Origin of the sequence: Chryseobacterium piperi (genome assembly GCF_002285635.2) — a bacterium.
GTDB lineage: Bacteria > Bacteroidota > Bacteroidia > Flavobacteriales > Weeksellaceae > Chryseobacterium > Chryseobacterium piperi.
In genome coordinates this window covers 3,803,008-3,820,786 of record NZ_CP023049.2, presented here as the reverse complement: position 1 = coordinate 3,820,786, position 17,779 = coordinate 3,803,008, and the positions used below count along the sequence as shown (strand labels likewise).

Sequence of the window (17,779 nt, the reverse complement as noted above, 5' to 3'; positions counted from 1 at the left end):
CACTAAATTTAAATATTTTTTTCAAAAAAAGCCGAAAACAAAAATAAATTACTATAATAAATCTAAAAACATAGTAAATCCTCAGTACACAAAGACAAAAAATAAATATTAGCAAAAATCTGTTATCAAATAATAAGAGCATTACAGAAAGAGCAAAAACAGTATATCCACAAAAAAATTGTCGTAAAGAAAAACTCCTTTACGACAACTGAAAATATGGATTATGTTTATTTAAAACTTATAGGCAATATTCCAGGCAAAGCCCATATTAAATTTGGATGAACTTCTCCCAAACCCAGGTACAATCATAGGCTGGATATCATCCTGTTTTGTAGTATACACCATATACTTGGGCTGAAGATTAATGTCTATATAAAAATTCGATTCAAACAACTGAACTCTCCCGCCTATTACTCCCTCCAGCCAATAAGAAGATTGTGTAGACGAAGGAAAAGCAAGGGAAGAACCGCTTCCACCAAATCCACGTACTGGTATCGCCATATATTCCTGAGTATAAAATGAGCCTCCTGCTTTTCCTCCGGCATAAAAGCCGTTAAATTCATTTTCAGGATCTTTAGCAAGCATATAAAATACTCCCAATTTTATAAAAGGACCGCTTACTTTAGCATCATACCCGTTTTTCTGATATATATTCTTTTCAAAACCAGCTTCTGCAACACCATGCAAGCTCCCTTTAATTTTTGAAGAGATAAATCCCTGATATAATTTTCTATCTGAAAAAAAAGCAACACCCGCATTAAGAGCATCGAAACCAACCATAAAATTCGGTTTATATTTCTCTTTTGGGGCTTCCACTTTCTTTTCCTGGGCAAAACCCAGTAAGCTTATTATGCTAAAAAAACAGGAAAAGATTAGTCTTGTCTTCATTCTCTATATTATTTTGTCCAATTTCAACTTTCTTGACAGGATTATCAGGTGTTGGTAATTCAGAATTGAGATTTTCATACGTTTTCTTAACACCACATCCCGGAGAAACATAAGATGCTTTAGTCGTATAGTTTACTCTGACTTTTGATTCAGGACCAGTAAGTCTTCTTTTGAAATAAATTTCTGTATAAGGAGAATCATCCACCCTTAGCGGAATCAGTCTGGAAGTATTATTAGCAGTTTTCCCGAGGTTTATTTTACCTGAGCCATAATCAACTGCAACATACAGGGAGTCAACCGTAATATCTTTGGTAGTCTCGAACGATTTAAAAGAAATCTTCATTCTTGGAGTTCCTTCACCACTTTCACAGATATCGTCATCTCCACCACATGAATAAAGCATCCCAAGCAGAGCGAATACGATAAGAAATTTAAAATATTTCATACTAAGATTTGAATCCAAATTTAGGTAATTTATTTTTTTATAAGCAATGCAATATTCTCAACATGATGGGTTTGAGGAAACATATCTACAGGCAATATTTTAACCACATTGTAATGTTCTTTCATCAATGCCAAATCTCTCGCCTGCGTAGCAGAATTACAGCTTACATAAACCACTTTTTCAGGAGAAAGCTTTAAAATCTGCTCTACCACTTTCTGATGCATCCCGTCTCTTGGAGGGTCTGTAATAAGAACATCTGCTTTTGGATGGTTTGCCATGAATTCATCATTAAAAATATCCTTCATATCACCACAATAGAACGTACAGTTCGTAAGACCGTTGAGCTCAGCGTGTTCAATTGCTGCGTCAATAGCTTCCTGAACAGATTCTATTCCAATCACCTGCTTTGCATTTCTAGCAACATATTGCGCAATGGTCCCTGTCCCTGTATAAAGATCATAAACCACTTCGTCACCTTTTAAATCAGCAAATTCCAACGTTTTTCTGTAAAGCTCTAAAGCCTGCTTATAGTTTGTTTGGAAGAAAGACTTCGGACCTATTTTAAACTTCAGCCCATCCATTTCTTCCATTAAAAAGCCATCTCCAAAATAAATATTAATATCTAGATCATAGATAGAGTCATTTTGCTTAGGATTAATAGCATATACCAGAGTTTTAATCTGAGGGAACTTACTCAACAGGAATTCAAATAGTTTTTCTCTGTTTTCCGTTTCTTCTCTGTAAAGCTGAAATAATACCATCCACTCACCTTTAGAGTTCTGTCTCATCATTAATGTTCTCAGAAAACCTTCCTGATTTCTTACATCAAAGAAGTCCAGTCCATTTTCTACTCCATAATTTTTCACCGCTAAACGGATTGCATTCGATGGATCTTCCTGAAGAAAACATTCTTTAAGATCCAGGATCTTGCTCCACATTCCCGGAATATGAAAACCTAAAGCATCTTTATTCCCAAAATTTTCTTCTGAACTTATTTCATATTGGGTAAGCCATCTTGCATTAGAGAAAGAAAATTCCATTTTATTTCTATAAAAATACTGTTCTTCCGAACCTAATATCCTTACCGTTTCGAAATCCTCAATTCCTCCGATTCTCTTGATATTATTATATACCTCTTCTTGTTTAAAGTCGAGCTGTTTCTCATAGCTCATATTCTGCCATTTACATCCACCACAAACTCCAAAGTGAATACATTTAGGATCTACCCTGAAAGGAGATTTTTCTAAAACTTCAATAGTTTCAGCTTCATAATATTTGGATTTGGACTTTTTCACTCTGGCATTTACAACATCTCCCGGAATAGCTCCTGAAACTAATATGGTTTTCCCATCTTCTGTCTTACCTATTGCTACACCTTTAGCTCCAGCCGTTAAAAGCTTAATATTTTCAAGAATAATGTTTTTCTTCTTTTTCATTCTAAAATTTCTATTTTTCTAAATAGCGAAGAATACAACTTTTCAGTTTCATTCGTAATCTCTATTTCTTTTCTATGGATAAATGAAACCTTTTCGGGTTCATCCATAACTTCTATTTTTCTATATTGTTGAATATAACCTTTCGGTTTTATTTTGCAAAAATACAATAAAAAAAACCTTATCCTAGGACAAGGTTTTTCTACTATGTTAAAGTTTATTATTTTGTTGGAGCAGGTTGAGGATTTTGAGGCTGAGGAACTGCTTGTTGTGCAGCTGGATCAGCGCCTAAACCTGGCTGTAATTGTGCATTAGGGTTAACTTTCGGAGCAGAAAGCCCTGTTAATTTATCAAGAATCGTTACTAATTCCGGTTCTCCTAAATTAACAAAAGATCTACTGGCAATTTTACCGTCTTTATCAATAATTACAAAGCAAGGTAATTTAAATCCATAAACTCCGTATTTCTTAGCAACATCGGAATCCAATCCTCCGTCTCCGTATACATTAACTCCCGGAATTCCTTTTAATAATGAACCGCTTGTTTTGATAAACTGATCTTTTGTATCGTCAACATTTACAAATACAAAATTCATTTTTGATTTATAAAAATTCACTACCTCTTTCAATACAGGAACTGTAGCTTCTCCGATATATGGATTCCAAGATGCATAGAAGAATAACATATATGGTTTTCCTTTGTTTTCAGAAAGCTTATAAGACTTTCCGTCTTGCTTTACTAAAGATGCATCGGGAGCAACTTCTCCTATTTTTACTCCATTAACTGCAACCTGAATTTTAGTCAGGTCATTTTTAATAGTAGCATCTTTGATATCTTCGTCAATGATTTTTTTAATCTTATCCGTAGTTTTAACCGGTGTCCCAGGATGAATATCAGATTGAGCCATTACAAATGCTAAAAGGTAATCCTTAGCAGTTTGAGACAAATCTTTTTTAGTTTTTAAATATTGAGCAAACAACTCAGATGTTGTGATATCTGTTTTCCCTTTAGCGTTAGCTTCAGCATATTTTTGAAAATCCGGACTCATCTTAGAAAGCAGGTATTGTCTGTATAAAGGATTTTCCTTGATCATTACATCCTTATTCTCCTGAAGCTTATTCTCATAATCTACAAAAGCTTTACTTGCTTTAAATGATGGATTCTGGCTTTGTCTCATTTCATACTGAGAAGTAATGGATAGCAAAGTACTTGCAAGGTCATTTTTCTTCCAGTTGATTACTTCATTGTCAGGACTGAACTTTTTAACGTTCTCATCAATATTTTTAGTAATATCTTTTCCTACTTTTTCAATTCCCTGAAGAAAGCCTTTCTCATCTTTCATCATCAGTTCATTCATGTTCACGGTCTGAGCATAATTAGAAAGGAATTTTTGAGAAGCAGCAAAAAAGTCATTGTTCTTTTTAGCATCTCCGGTGATAACATATTCGCTAGGGAATGTCATTCCGTTACCTGAAATATTAAGGGTTTGTCCTTTTTTCAGATATACCAGATTTTGTTTTCCTGCATAAGAAATAAGGTACATCCCATTTTTAGGAGCCTCAAAGCTTCCTGAGAAAGTTCCGTCATTCTTTACTCCGATGTTGGCTAATGGTAATGTAGCAACACCTGAAGCTTCAATGAATTCTATTCTTTCTAATGGAGATCCACCTGTAATTTTTCCTTTTACTTCTACTTTTTTAGAGCAAGACATCACAAATATTGCGATGATAAACAATAAAAGATATTTTTTCATTTTGATTTTTATAATTAAACAAAAATAAGTTTTTCCAATTTACTAAATACAATTAAATACTACTTTTTATGAAAGATTTAACTAAAAAAATCGTCACCCAATAAGGAGACGATTTTTTTGAACTATTTTAATTAGTTTTATCCTTTGTCTACTAATGCTGACATGTATTCTCTGTTCATTCTTGCAATATTCTCTAAAGAAATTCCTTTAGGACATTCTACTTCACAAGCACCAGTGTTGGAACAGTTACCAAATCCTTCTTCATCCATAGCCTGAACCATGTTAAGAACTCTTCTCTGTGCCTCAACCCTACCTTGAGGAAGTAATGCAAACTGAGAAACTTTAGCACCTACAAATAACATGGCAGAACCATTTTTACATGTAGCTACACAAGCACCACAACCGATACATGCTGCTGCATCCATTGCTTTATCCGCATCTTCTTTAGGAACAAGAATAGCATTGGCATCCAATGTATTTCCAGAAGTATTCACAGAAATGAATCCTCCTGCAGCCATTACTCTGTCAAATGCACTTCTGTCTACCATTAAGTCTTTAATTACCGGGAAAGCTGCGCTTCTCCATGGTTCAATAACGATCGTTTCACCGTCTTTGAACATTCTCATGTGAAGCTGACAAGTGGTGATCCCTGTATCAGGACCATGAGCTCTACCATTGATATAAAGAGAACACATACCACAGATTCCTTCACGACAGTCGTGATCGAAAGCAATCGGTTCTTTTCCTTCGTTAATTAAATTTTCATTAAGAATGTCCAGCATCTCCAAAAATGAAGAGTCTGTAGAAACATCCGATATTTTATAGGTCTCAAACTGACCTTTAGATTTATTATTTTTTTGTCTCCAAATTTTCAGCGTAAGATGTAAGCCTTTTTTTGCACTCATAATTTTATATTTATAGGTTGGAGATTATTTGTAACTTCTAGTTTTAACCTCGATGTTATCGTAAATCAGGTCTTCTTTGTGCAGAATCTCATGATTGATATCTGATCCCTGATATTCCCAAGCTGCAACGTATTTATAATTTACGTCATCTCTTTCCGCCTCTCCATCAGGAGTTGAGTGATCCTCACGGAAATGACCACCACAAGATTCATTTCTCTGCAATGCATCGATAGCCATTAATTGACCAAGCTCTAGGAAGTCTGCTACTCTGAATGCCTTTTCAAGCTCAGTATTCATTCCCTCTCCTTCACCAGGTACTTTCACATCTTTCCAGAATTCGTTTCTTACCTCTGCGATTTCCTGAATTGCTTCTTTTAATCCTTCAGGAGTTCTTCCCATACCTACTTTATTCCACATGATATTTCCTAATTTCTTATGGAAATAGTCTACAGAATGAGTTCCTTTATTGTTTAAGAAGAAGTCTATTTTATCTTTAATCCCTTTTTCAGCCTCATCGAATGCTCCTGAATTGGTAGGAATCTCTCCCGTTCTAATGTCTGCAGAAAGATAATCTGCAATCGTATAAGGAAGTACAAAATATCCATCAGCAAGCCCTTGCATCAAAGCAGAAGCTCCAAGTCTGTTGGCTCCGTGGTCTGAGAAGTTGGCTTCTCCAATCACGAAACATCCAGGGATAGTAGACTGAAGATTGTAATCCACCCAGATACCACCCATAGTATAGTGAACCGCAGGGTAGATCTTCATTGGAGTTTTATATGGATCATCCGCAGTAATTTTTTCATACATTACGAATAAGTTACCATACTTTTCTTCAACCCAGCTTTTACCTAAGTCATAAAGCTGTTGATCAGTCGGGTTATGAATATGTTTTTCGATAGCGGATTCTTTACCTTTTTTCATGATCTCTGTAGAGAAATCAAGGTATACCCCTTCTTTAGTCTCATTATTTTCGATTCCGAAACCAGCATCACATCTTTCTTTAGCAGCTCTTGACGCAACGTCTCTAGGTACTAAGTTACCGAATGCAGGATATCTTCTCTCTAAATAATAATCTCTGTCTTCTTCTTTGATATTTTCAGGTCTTAATTTACCTTCTCTGATGGCAACTGAATCTTCAATCTTTTTAGGAACCCAGATTCTTCCTGAGTTTCTTAATGATTCAGACATCAAGGTTAATTTAGACTGTTGTGTTCCATGAACAGGAATACACGTCGGGTGAATCTGTACATAACAAGGGTTAGCAAAGTAAGCTCCTTTTCTGTGAATTTTCCATGCTGCAGAAACATTGGATCCCATCGCATTCGTAGAAAGGAAATAAACATTTCCGTATCCACCTGATGCAATAACTACTGCGTGCGCAGAATGTCTTTCAATTTCTCCTGTTACAAGATTCCTTGCAATAATTCCTCTTGCTTTACCATCTACAATAACAAGATCTAACATCTCGTGACGGTTGTACATTTTAATTCTACCTTTTCCGATCTGACGGCTCATGGCAGAATAAGCACCTAATAATAGCTGCTGACCCGTTTGTCCTTTTGCGTAGAAAGTTCTTTTTACCTGAACCCCACCAAATGAACGGTTATCCAGCTGACCTCCGTAATCTCTTCCGAAAGGAACACCCTGAGAAACACACTGGTCGATAATATTAGCAGAAACTTCAGCCAATCTGTATACATTAGCTTCTCTTGCTCTGTAATCTCCTCCTTTTATGGTGTCATAGAATAATCTATACGTTGAATCTCCATCTCCCTGGTAATTCTTAGCTGCATTGATCCCCCCTTGAGCTGCAATAGAGTGCGCTCTTCTTGGAGAATCCTGATAGCAGAAAGCTTTTACATTATAGCCCTGCTCAGCAAGAGTTGCTGCTGCAGAACCTCCTGCTAAACCTGTACCTACAACAATAATATCAATCTTATCTCTGTTGTTTGGTGCAACAAGGTTCATATGGTCTTTATGATGCTTCCACTTGTCCTTAAGAGGACCTGCTGGAATCTTTGAATCTAATTTACTCATACTATGTATATTGATATTATTGAGTTATAAAATGAAATAATGCAATAAAAATAAACCCAAGAGGGATCAGGATAGAATACCATGTCCCTACCGCCATAATAATCGGGGTATACTTAGGGTGTCTTGCACCAATTGACTGGAAAGAAGACTGAAACCCGTGAGCAAGGTGTAATCCCAATAATACGAATGAGATCACATACAAAGCTACTCTCCAGATGTCAGCAAACTTTTCATGTAATTCCGGCCAGAAACGTTCTGCATCAGGAGTTAGTCCCTCTACATACTTGTAGTTTATTTCATGTAGCCAGAAATCATATAAGTGTAGCGCCAAGAAAGCCAAAATAACAGCTCCAGAAATAAGCATATTTCTGGACATCCATGAAGAATTCACAGAAGCGTCGTTAGATGCATACTTAATAGGACGCGCTTTATTATTCTTAATCTCCAGTACAAATCCCATAACAAAATGGAAAATAACTGCAAAACCAAGAATAGGCTGCATTAAAAACTGAACAAAAGGATTATACCCCATAAAATCTGATGCCGTATTGAAAGCATCCCGATTTATAACAGATAATAAATTTGTTGTTAAATGCAGAATAAGAAAAATCAGCAAAAACATAGCTGATAATGCCATAGCATATTTTCTACCTATTGTAGAACTCGTTAAACCTGCCATATTAAGTTTAAATTTGAATTTCTACAAAATTAAGAAATGTTAACAATATTGAAAAGTGAGAAATCTCACAATTAGCCAGTTTGTAATCTTTCTAAATAAGAGCCTAAAGTATTATAGATAAAGGAAAAACAAAAAAAATAAAACAATTAATTTATATCATAAATTTTACCCTTATACATAATCTTTTTCGTCAGCTCCGGAAAATTTTTCAATTGAATATATTTCAGCCTTCTTGACGAGCAGTATGGATTTATAACGTATTTAGAGACTTTATCCTGATCCATACTATTTTTCATCCAAAAACAGACCCTATCTCCTTCTTTGACTGAAAATACTTTCTCATGACCCACATGATGAACCAAGACCTCTTCTTTCTGATTCTCAATAACATTAAAAACAGAACTTACAATAAAAAATACTAAAATACCCATTATCAATACCATACTGTTTTTAAAATTAAATTTGAGAATCACGAACCTCAGCCAATAAATAATAACCAATAAGACGAAAGCTTCCAGCAAATTCATTGAAATATTTTCGAAAAATAAAATTTCAAGCTCCGCAAACCAGTGGATGCACTTCAACAATCCCCTAATTACAAAATCATATCCAATATTGATTATATTGAAATCCAGATTCAATGCAATTAAAATTGCCATTACAAATGAGAATACAATGATAAGCTCAGAAAAGGGAACAACGATAAAATTGGCAAGAATTGAAATCAATGAATACTGATGGAAATAATACAAAATCAGAGGTAAAGTAGCAAGCTGAGCCGAAATTGAAATAGAAACCGTATTAAAAATAAGCTTCTTCAGATAATGATCCTGTTTAGGAAAAAGTTTTAATATAGGCTTATTCAACCAAAAAATTCCAAGGACTGCCACAAAGCTCAATTGAAATCCGAGATTAAAAAGTTCCTGAGTATCAATAATCAAAATAATAAAAGCAGCCAGAGCCATAGAATGCAATACATCGGTTTTTCTCTGAAGCAAAACATAGATAAAATACACCGTCAGCATCGTACATGCACGCAGGACAGAATTACCAAATCCTATAAATGCAGCAAACAACCAAATAAACAGCAGACTTATGATGATAACATATTTCCTAAACCTCAACGGAAGAAAAGCTTTTAAAAGAAAATAGAACAACCCAAAGATGACCATAATATGCGTTCCCGAAATGGCAAGAAGATGAACCAATCCTGACCGGTTAAAATCCTGAACAACCACAGAACTCAACTCCGTCCTGTCTGCCAGAATAATTCCTTTCAGAAAAGCTTTGCTTTCAGAAGAAATACCCGATTGATCAATCTTTTGCAAAACATCAAGTCTTTTTTGAGAAACCTTTTCTTTGATTGTCAGATCATTTCGCATAACGCCCACAATATCACCTGAAACATACGATTGATATTCAATATTTTTTCTCTTCAAATATCCCGCATAGTCAAACTGGAAATCGAATTGGGGAGGTTTCACCTTACTAATATAGGCAGTTGCCTGGTAATAATGATTGAAATCAAGGACACCCTTATCCTTAGGAATAAATAAAATGGAATTCAACTGCTGTTTTCCAACCTGAATAAAAGATTCATATTTCTTATATTTTTCTGTTGAATTTAATTTTTTAGAAATCTTAAAAATGATCTTTTCATTTGAAAAATGCTGTATAGGAAGAGTAGAAAGAATGTTATAAGAATGAATCATAATTCCCATTCCAAAAAACATGATCCCCAACAGAACAGGTTTAATTTTATATAAAAAATAAGCATGAAAAAAGGTTGAAATAAAAATTAACAAGCAAACTCCAAAAGCAATATAGATATAGGTTTCCCCCAGCATTGTTTTATCCTGAAAAAATATCCCAAGAATAAAACATATAACGAGAATAAGAAGAGGTTGTTTATTCAATTCAAAATTTGTATTACTCAAAAATATTTATTGAGCTAAAAATTTACACTTCAAAATTTTAAAAGTTTTAAAATAAGATCAAATCCGTTGTACAAAAGAAAAATCACAGAAAAAAATTCCTGTGATTTGTTATAAATAATTAAAAATTTTAAAACTCAATCCATCATATAATCTCCTCAGCTGCTATTTCTCCTGACTGAATAGCACCTTCCATAAACCCCTGCCAATCAGCAAGGTGTTCACCCGCAAAATGAGTATGCAGAAAAGGTTCCTTCAGAATAGGTCTGATACGTCCCCATTGCCCAGGTCCGTAAAGTGCATAAGACCCTCTTGAGCGGTCATCATTCCCCCAATAATAATTCTCCTGTTGCAAAAGATTAGGCTGTATATTTCCAAAAACAGGATGTAAAGTTTCCTGTATACTTTTAAAATTCATCTCATGACTTTGATTCGCAATCACCGCAGCTTTATCACCAATACTGTACGAAATCAGCACTCCGGCTGTTCCTGGTTGATTTTGTGTAGCATGATAAAAATAATGAGGTAGCTGATCCGTTACCATATCAAAGTTTTCGGCTTTCCAGAACCTTTTTTCAAACAACATGGCGTGTTTATTTATTCGGGCATATTGAAGCTCATTAAGAGCCTCTATTTTATTCTCCGGTAAACCTGGTTTCCAATCAATTTTTTTTAAGGCAAAAGTTGGCAAAGTACAGATCACCTTATCTGCTTCAAAAACTTTACCGTTAGAACAAAATATTTTCACCTTATTTCCTTGCTCAATCCGGGTTACGGTATGATTTAGGAGAATTCTTTTCTCGCCTATTTTTTCGGAAAGCTTATCAGCTAGTCTTCTGTTCCCTCCAATAATCTTCTGATCCATTTGGTTATTTGTCTTATTTCTCCTGCCTTCATCTGTAATATTTTCAAAATATTCAGAAAGTGCTGAATTCGCGGAAACCTGTCGTATGCTTTCTCCAAAATCTGTACTGTCAAATAATTCACGCAGATCCAAATCTCTGCCCTTACAACCATTGTTGACTAAATACCGCCACCAGTCCATTTGATCAAGCAGCTCTTTATCATCCTCAGTAAAATTTCTGTAATTTTCCAACAACCTATCAAATGTATCATCCCATTCTTTAGTGTAATGTGACTTTTTAGAAGGACTGTAAATACCTTTGTATAAAACATGCGTATCCATCTGGTTATTATCCAGCTTCAGTTTCATTTCATCACAAAGCGTAAGAATGCGTGTGTGTGAATTCCCCACCCACTCTGCACCAAGCTCAATGATAAGATCATTTCTCATTCTATGAGAAAAGACTCTTCCTCCAATAGAATTTTGACTTTCTAAAACGGTTACATCAAATTTTCGAGGATCTAATTTATAAGCTGCCGCCAGCCCGGAAAATCCAGCACCAATTACAATAACTTTCTTGTTACCTGATAAAATAAAGTTGGCAAAAGATGAGCTGGGAATCATCAGACCACCAGCTGCAAGCAGACTTTGCCGGAGAAAAGACCTTCTTGTCGTCATAGATTATTAGTTTTTATCCTAAAAGATATATTTTAGAAATATTTACATAACTAAAGCAAAAATAGATAAATAAAATTCATACATACCACAGATTCAAAATAAAAAAATCGCAGAAAAAAAATTCCCTCGATTCATATTATTTTATTGTTAAATATTTAATTTAACCTTTTAGTATTACCTCAGCAGCATGATCACTTGCTCCGCTTCCACCAAGTTTCTCCCGTAAAAGCTCATAATCACTCAAAACCTGAGATCTTTTTTCACCTTCCAGAACCATTTTTAATTCTTTAACCAGATTTTCAGTGTTCAAATCATTTTGGATCAATTCTTTGACAACTTCCCTGTCCATAATTAAATTGACCAGCGAAATATATTTAATATTTTTCACCAATCTTTTGGCAATTGCATAAGAAATTGTGCTTCCCCTGTAGCATACGACTTCAGGAACATTAAGCAAAGCCGTCTCCAGAGTTGCTGTTCCGGATGTCACCAGCGCAGCTTTTGAACATCGAAGTAAATCATAGGTTCTGTTAGAAACAAAATGAACGTTATCATCTACATATTTTTGGTAAAATTCTTTGGGAAGACTTGGTGCTCCGGCAATTACAAATTGATAGTTTTCAAAATAAGGCCTTACTGAAAGCATCATTTCAAGCATTTTTTCAACCTCCTGTTTTCTGGATCCCGGCAAAAGAGCAATAATCTCCTTTTCATTGAATCCATTCTCTTTTTTAAAATTTTCAGGATCAATATTTTGTAAACTTGAGATGGCATCAAGCAAAGGATGACCTACAAAATGAGAATGAACTCCATGCTTTTTGTAAAAATCTTCTTCAAAAGGAAGAATAACCAGCATTTCATCAACATACTTCTTTATAATTTCCACCCGACCTTCTTTCCAGGCCCAAAGCTGAGGGGAGATATAATAGATCACTTTAATTCCTAATTCTTTGGCAAACTTGGCAATTCTCAGATTAAATCCAGGATAATCCACTAAAATCAGCACATCAGGTTTATGATTTTTAATATCCTCTTTACAGTATTTAATATTATTCAAAATCGTTTTAAGATTCATGGCAACTTCCAAAAATCCCATAAAAGCTAAATCACGATAATGCTTTACTAAAGTACCTCCCTGCTGGGCCATAAGATCGCCACCCCAGAATCTAAACTCCGCATCCGGATCTTTACTTTTTAAAGCTTTCATTAAATTACTTCCATGTAAATCTCCCGATGCTTCTCCGGCAATAATATAATATTTCATTTCTATAATAAGGATAGAGAACAAATTAAAACGTTGTTGAATCTTAATTTGTAAATTTGTTCAAAGATAATGATAAAAATGTCAGAAGAATTTGAAATCAGAAATAAAGTAAATGAAAGCGGCTTAGTTAATTTTGATCTTGCCCAGCTCGTTCCGAAAGGAGCGCGAAAAGGTATTGATCTCAAGGATTTTCTATTTCAGGAAATGATTCTTAAGGAAAAAGATTTCCGTGAAAAAGTAGCAGCCATTAATACTGAAGATTACACCGATACTTATATTCATATTTATAACTCGGCCGATGCGATCGTTCCGTTATGGGCATATTTTGTATTAACTGCTAAACTAACGGGGGTAGCTAAAAAAATAGTTTTTGGTAATCGTGAGGATTTAGAAGTAATCCTTATGCACAACGCCATACAAACCTATGATTTTGATGATCTGATTGGAAAAAGGGTTCTAGTAAAAGGGTGTTCAGATAAAGAGATCCCTGAAAATGCTTACGTTGAGTTGGTAGAACAATTGCAACCGATTGTAAAATCATTAATGTTTGGGGAGGCATGTTCTAATGTTCCGATTTTAAAAAATTAAACTGAAAATCAATACCTTATATAAAATAACAAACTTTAACAGTTATTTAAGGGTAAAAAAATTATTAGGGAATATTTTTTGATAACTTTGGTTTACTTAATAATTTAAATAAGCACAAACTATGAATTTAATCGATTTGCTTACAGGAAGCACAAGCAACCAAGTAGCACAACAAGCAGAAAATAAATTTGGAATCAGTAAAAACCAGATTATTGCTTTGCTGGCTGTAGCAGCCCCATTAATTATTTCATACTTAAGAAATAAATCTAAAGATTCAAAAGAAGCTGAGGCTCTGAATAAAGCTTTGGAAAAAGATCACGATGGAAGTATTTTAGATGATGCTTCTCAAGTAGAGACCAGACAAGCAGAAGGAGGATCAATCCTTAATAATATTTTCGGTAGCGATAAACAAAATGTTGAAAACCAGTTATCACAGAATACAGGAATCTCAATAGATAAAATCGGACCCGTTCTAGCTATGCTTGCTCCTGTTATTATGGGATATATCGGTAAAGAAAAACAACAGAACAATGTTGGAGCTGGAGGATTAGGAGATTTATTAGGAGGAATCCTTGGAAGTGCTTCTAACCAAGCTCAGTCACAGCAGTCTAATCCACTGAACGACATTCTTGGAAGTGTCCTTGGTGGCGGTGGGCAGTCTCAATCTTCAGGAAATCCTTTAAACGATATTTTAGGAAATGTTCTTGGAGGTGGACAACAAAAACAACAAGGCGGACTAGGGGGTATCCTGGGTAGTATTTTTGGAAAATAATTTAATTTAAATATAAAAAAAGACCAGAGATTTATTCTTTGGTCTTTTTTTATGATGTTACTTCTTGGTTTGTTCTTCTGAAGTTACAGATGATTTAGAGGCTTTTCTAGGTCTTCTTTTTCCGTAGCTTCCGTTATTAATTTTACCTCTTCTTGATTTTTTGTCTCCTTTTCCCATAGTAATTATTATTGGTTGATATCTACGAATTTAAGAAATCTAAACAAAAACTGAAGCACTCACGCTGTTAAAGTTTTTATAAATCTAAACCTTAATGGTTTTCCATTTTCCTTTCTTAAACAAAATAAATGCAACTATAGTAATCAGCGTTTCTGCAGCGGGAATCGAAATAAAAACACCTTTTGGCCCCATTCCCAGATGCTTGGAAAGAAAATAAGCTAATGGAATCTGAAACATCCAGAATCCGAAAAAGTTCACCCAGGTCGGAGTCCATGTATCTCCTGCTCCGTTAAAGGCATTGATCATAACCATCCCTATTCCATAGAAAATAAATCCTACACTCATAATGTGTAGCGCATTTTTAGCAAAACTTTTGATTTCGTTTTCCTGAGTAAAAAAGCCGACTAATACATCTCCTAAAATAAAGAATATTAAACTGACAATCAGCATAAAAATAACATTATACTTTACAGTCTTCATCACGGATTGTTCTGCTCTCAGCATTTCATTCGCCCCCATATTTTGCCCCACCAGGGTAGAGGCAGCATTGCTTAATCCCCAAGCCGGAAGCATAAAAAACATCATCAGTCTAAGAGCAGTCTGGTAACCGGCAGAAGCATCCTCTCCACCTGAAGTTGCTACAAGCTGAGCCAGAAAGATCCAGCTGCATGACGCAATAACAAACTGGAAGATTCCAGGAGTTGCTATTTTCACGACGGATCTTATTAATCCGAAATCAGGTTTAAAGTAATTTAATTTTATACGAATCTGTGTATCTGCAACTAAAAGATGATACAATTGATACATAACCCCAATACTTCTTCCTATCGTTGTAGCAAGAGCTGCTCCAGTCAATCCCATAGCCGGAATAGGGCCAAGACCTCTAATCAATATGGGACAAAGGATAATATTAGCGATGTTGGCAATCCATAAACTTTTCATAGCAATAGCAGCATTTCCCGCTCCTCTGAAAATCCCGTTAATCAAAAACAAAAGCATTATAATAACGCTGCTGCCCATCATAATCCTTGTGAAATCCTTACCATAAGCTGCTGCTTCGGGTTTAGAACCCATCAGAATTAAAATTTCTTCAGCATATATCGCTCCAAATAAACTCAGAATAAAAGTAATAGCAATAGAAACCAGTAAAACCTGCGCGGCACTTCTGGAGGCCTGCTCAGGATTTTTTTCACCAATTCTTCTTGCCACCAAAGCTGTGGCTGCCATACTCATCCCGACTGCAATTGAATACATTACAGAGAGAACAGATTCTGTAAGCCCCACACTTTGTATTGCATAACCGCTTTCTTTCAGATGTCCAACAAAGTACAGGTCTACCAATGCAAATACAGATTCCATCGCCATTTCCAGCATCATCGGAATGGCTAAAAGAAGCACAGCGCTTCTGATAGTGATCTTAGTATAGTCTACTTCTTCACCACTAAATGCCCTCTTAAAAAAGTCTATATATTTTGTCATGAGTTTTATTCATATTTAATATGTGCCAAAAATATCAATTTGAAAATGATTAAGACTTAGCATATGGAAAGTTTTAGCAAAAAATAATATTATCTTTGCAAAAAATTTTATCAATGTTCAGAACACACACCAACGGAGAATTATCTCTAAAAAATCTTAACGAAGAAGTTACACTTTCAGGATGGGTACAAACTATCCGTGATAAAGGATTTATGATTTGGATAGATTTACGAGATCGTTATGGGATTACTCAGTTGGTATTCGATCAGGATCGTTCTTCTGCTCAATTGATGGAAGAAGCTAAAAAATTAGGTCGTGAATTTGTAATTCAGGTTACCGGAAAAGTAATTGAGAGAGTAAGCAAAAATCCAAATATCCCAACCGGAGAAATTGAGATTTTAGTTGAAAAGCTAACTGTTCTTAACGACTCACAGCTTCCTCCCTTCACTATTGAAGATGAAACTGACGGAGGTGAAGAATTAAGAATGAAATACCGTTACCTGGATATTAGAAGAAATCCGGTAAAAGATAAATTAATCTTCCGCCATAAGATGGCCCAGAAAGTAAGAAATTACCTTTCAGAAGAAGGGTTCATCGAAGTAGAAACTCCGGTACTTATCAAATCTACTCCTGAAGGAGCCAGAGACTTTGTGGTACCGAGCAGAATGAATCCCGGACAATTTTATGCATTACCACAATCACCACAAACTTTCAAACAGCTTTTGATGGTGGGTGGAATGGATAAATATTTCCAGATTGTAAAGTGTTTCCGTGATGAAGATCTTAGAGCTGACAGACAGCCTGAATTTACTCAGATCGACTGCGAGATGGCTTTTGTAGAGCAGGAAGATGTTATGAATGTTTTTGAAGGAATGACCAAAACCCTTTTAAAAGACATTACAGGACAGGAGTTTGGAAATTTCCCAAGAATGACATTCGCGGATGCCATGAGAAAATATGGAAATGACAAACCGGATATCCGTTTCGGAATGGAGTTCGTAGAACTCAACGAATTGGTAAAAGGAAAAGATTTCAAAATATTTGATGATGCTGAGCTGGTAGTTGGGATCAATGTCGAAGGATGTGCAGATTACACGAGAAAGCAAATCGATGAATTGGTAGATTGGGTAAAGCGTCCACAAATTGGCGCTTCAGGAATGGTTTGGGTTAAATTCCAAAACGATGGCGTAAAAACATCATCTGTCAATAAATTCTATAATGAAGAAGACCTTGCTAAGATTATAGAGAAGTTCGGAGCTAAAGAAGGAGATTTGATGCTGATTCTTTCCGGAAATGAAAATAAAGTAAGAGCACAACTTTCCGCATTGAGAATGGAGCTTGGAAATCGTCTTGGATTGAGAAACGGAAACGTATTTGCACCACTTTGGGTTGTTGACTTCCCATTATTGGAATTTGATGAAGAAACGCAGAGATACCATGCGATGCACCATCCTTTCACATCTCCAAAACCTGAAGACATTCATTTATTGGAAACAGATCCTGGTAAGGCTAGAGCCAACGCTTATGACATGGTTTTAAACGGAAACGAGATCGGTGGTGGATCTATCAGGATTTTTGACAGAGATCTTCAGTCCAAAATGTTTGACCTTCTTGGATTCAGCAAAGAAGAAGCTGAAGCTCAATTTGGGTTCTTAATGAACGCTTTCAAATATGGAGCACCTCCACATGGTGGTTTAGCTTTCGGGTTTGACCGTTTGGTCGCAATCCTGGATGGCAATGAAGTAATCAGGGATTATATTGCATTCCCTAAAAACAATTCAGGGCGTGACGTCATGATTGATGCTCCAGCATCTATTGCTGATGCACAGCTGGATGAGTTAGAATTAAAATTGAATTTAAAAGCATAAAATTAAAAGCGGAGAATAATTTCTCCGCTTTTTTA

General features: G+C 35.4%; 15 protein-coding genes. 3 read left to right on the top strand and 12 right to left on the bottom strand.

The genetic code is table 11. The annotated features are described in order from the left end of the window. Positions 1–231 precede the first annotated feature (231 nt). From CJF12_RS16720 to lpxB, 10 genes are all read right to left on the bottom strand, one after another. On the bottom strand, positions 232–888 hold the full coding sequence (locus CJF12_RS16720; RefSeq protein WP_034681160.1) for a DUF6048 family protein: 657 nt from the start codon (positions 886–888) through the stop codon (positions 232–234). Beyond that, on the bottom strand, positions 854–1,333 hold the full coding sequence (locus CJF12_RS16715; RefSeq protein WP_034681159.1) for a DUF6452 family protein: 480 nt from the start codon (positions 1,331–1,333) through the stop codon (positions 854–856). Before CJF12_RS16715 ends, CJF12_RS16720 begins: the two co-directional genes overlap by 35 nt. 29 nt (positions 1,334–1,362) lie before the next feature. Further along, the gene (gene rlmD / locus CJF12_RS16710) at positions 1,363–2,769 is read right to left on the bottom strand and encodes a 23S rRNA (uracil(1939)-C(5))-methyltransferase RlmD (RefSeq protein WP_034681157.1); all 1,407 of its coding nucleotides are present in this window, start codon (positions 2,767–2,769) and stop codon (positions 1,363–1,365) included. A 217-nt stretch (positions 2,770–2,986) separates the two neighbouring features. After that, entirely contained in the window at positions 2,987–4,519 is a 1,533-nt protein-coding gene (locus tag CJF12_RS16705) for a TlpA family protein disulfide reductase (protein WP_034681156.1), read from the bottom strand. A 137-nt stretch (positions 4,520–4,656) separates the two neighbouring features. Next, positions 4,657–5,424 carry a succinate dehydrogenase/fumarate reductase iron-sulfur subunit gene (locus CJF12_RS16700; RefSeq protein ID WP_034681155.1) on the bottom strand — a complete coding sequence of 256 codons (768 nt, stop codon included), beginning with the start codon at positions 5,422–5,424 and terminating at the stop codon, positions 4,657–4,659. A gap of 24 nt (positions 5,425–5,448) precedes the next feature. Then, positions 5,449–7,461, bottom strand: a complete 2,013-nt coding sequence (locus tag CJF12_RS16695) for a fumarate reductase/succinate dehydrogenase flavoprotein subunit (protein WP_034681153.1) — start codon at positions 7,459–7,461, stop codon at positions 5,449–5,451. A 16-nt stretch (positions 7,462–7,477) separates the two neighbouring features. Then, the gene (locus tag CJF12_RS16690; RefSeq protein WP_034681152.1) at positions 7,478–8,140 is read right to left on the bottom strand and encodes a succinate dehydrogenase cytochrome b subunit; all 663 of its coding nucleotides are present in this window, start codon (positions 8,138–8,140) and stop codon (positions 7,478–7,480) included. Between the two features lie 146 nt (positions 8,141–8,286). Beyond that, the gene (locus CJF12_RS16685) at positions 8,287–10,077 is read right to left on the bottom strand and encodes a ComEC/Rec2 family competence protein (protein WP_228379035.1); all 1,791 of its coding nucleotides are present in this window, start codon (positions 10,075–10,077) and stop codon (positions 8,287–8,289) included. A 142-nt stretch (positions 10,078–10,219) separates the two neighbouring features. Next, positions 10,220–11,596 carry a flavin monoamine oxidase family protein gene (locus CJF12_RS16680; protein ID WP_034681149.1) on the bottom strand — a complete coding sequence of 459 codons (1,377 nt, stop codon included), beginning with the start codon at positions 11,594–11,596 and terminating at the stop codon, positions 10,220–10,222. Between the two features lie 160 nt (positions 11,597–11,756). After that, positions 11,757–12,860: a lipid-A-disaccharide synthase gene (gene lpxB, locus CJF12_RS16675; RefSeq protein WP_034681147.1), complete on the bottom strand. Its 1,104-nt coding sequence runs from the start codon at positions 12,858–12,860 to the stop codon at positions 11,757–11,759. Between the two features lie 78 nt (positions 12,861–12,938). Between lpxB and CJF12_RS16670 the strand changes: the two genes are divergently transcribed. Further along, positions 12,939–13,448, top strand: coding sequence for a DUF2480 family protein (locus tag CJF12_RS16670; RefSeq protein WP_034681144.1), 510 nt, complete (start codon positions 12,939–12,941; stop codon positions 13,446–13,448). A gap of 121 nt (positions 13,449–13,569) precedes the next feature. Beyond that, positions 13,570–14,220 carry a DUF937 domain-containing protein gene (locus CJF12_RS16665; RefSeq protein ID WP_034681142.1) on the top strand — a complete coding sequence of 217 codons (651 nt, stop codon included), beginning with the start codon at positions 13,570–13,572 and terminating at the stop codon, positions 14,218–14,220. Between the two features lie 57 nt (positions 14,221–14,277). Here CJF12_RS16665 and CJF12_RS16660 read toward each other — a convergent pair whose 3' ends face one another. Together CJF12_RS16660 and CJF12_RS16655 are read right to left on the bottom strand one after the other, a co-directional pair. Next, positions 14,278–14,397: a 30S ribosomal protein THX gene (locus tag CJF12_RS16660; protein ID WP_084675586.1), complete on the bottom strand. Its 120-nt coding sequence runs from the start codon at positions 14,395–14,397 to the stop codon at positions 14,278–14,280. A gap of 84 nt (positions 14,398–14,481) precedes the next feature. Beyond that, positions 14,482–15,876: an MATE family efflux transporter gene (locus CJF12_RS16655; protein ID WP_034681140.1), complete on the bottom strand. Its 1,395-nt coding sequence runs from the start codon at positions 15,874–15,876 to the stop codon at positions 14,482–14,484. 113 nt (positions 15,877–15,989) lie between these two features. On the opposite strand from CJF12_RS16655, the gene aspS reads away from it, so the two are divergent. Beyond that, positions 15,990–17,744: an aspartate--tRNA ligase gene (gene aspS, locus CJF12_RS16650; protein ID WP_034681138.1), complete on the top strand. Its 1,755-nt coding sequence runs from the start codon at positions 15,990–15,992 to the stop codon at positions 17,742–17,744. Positions 17,745–17,779: the final 35 nt, after the last annotated feature.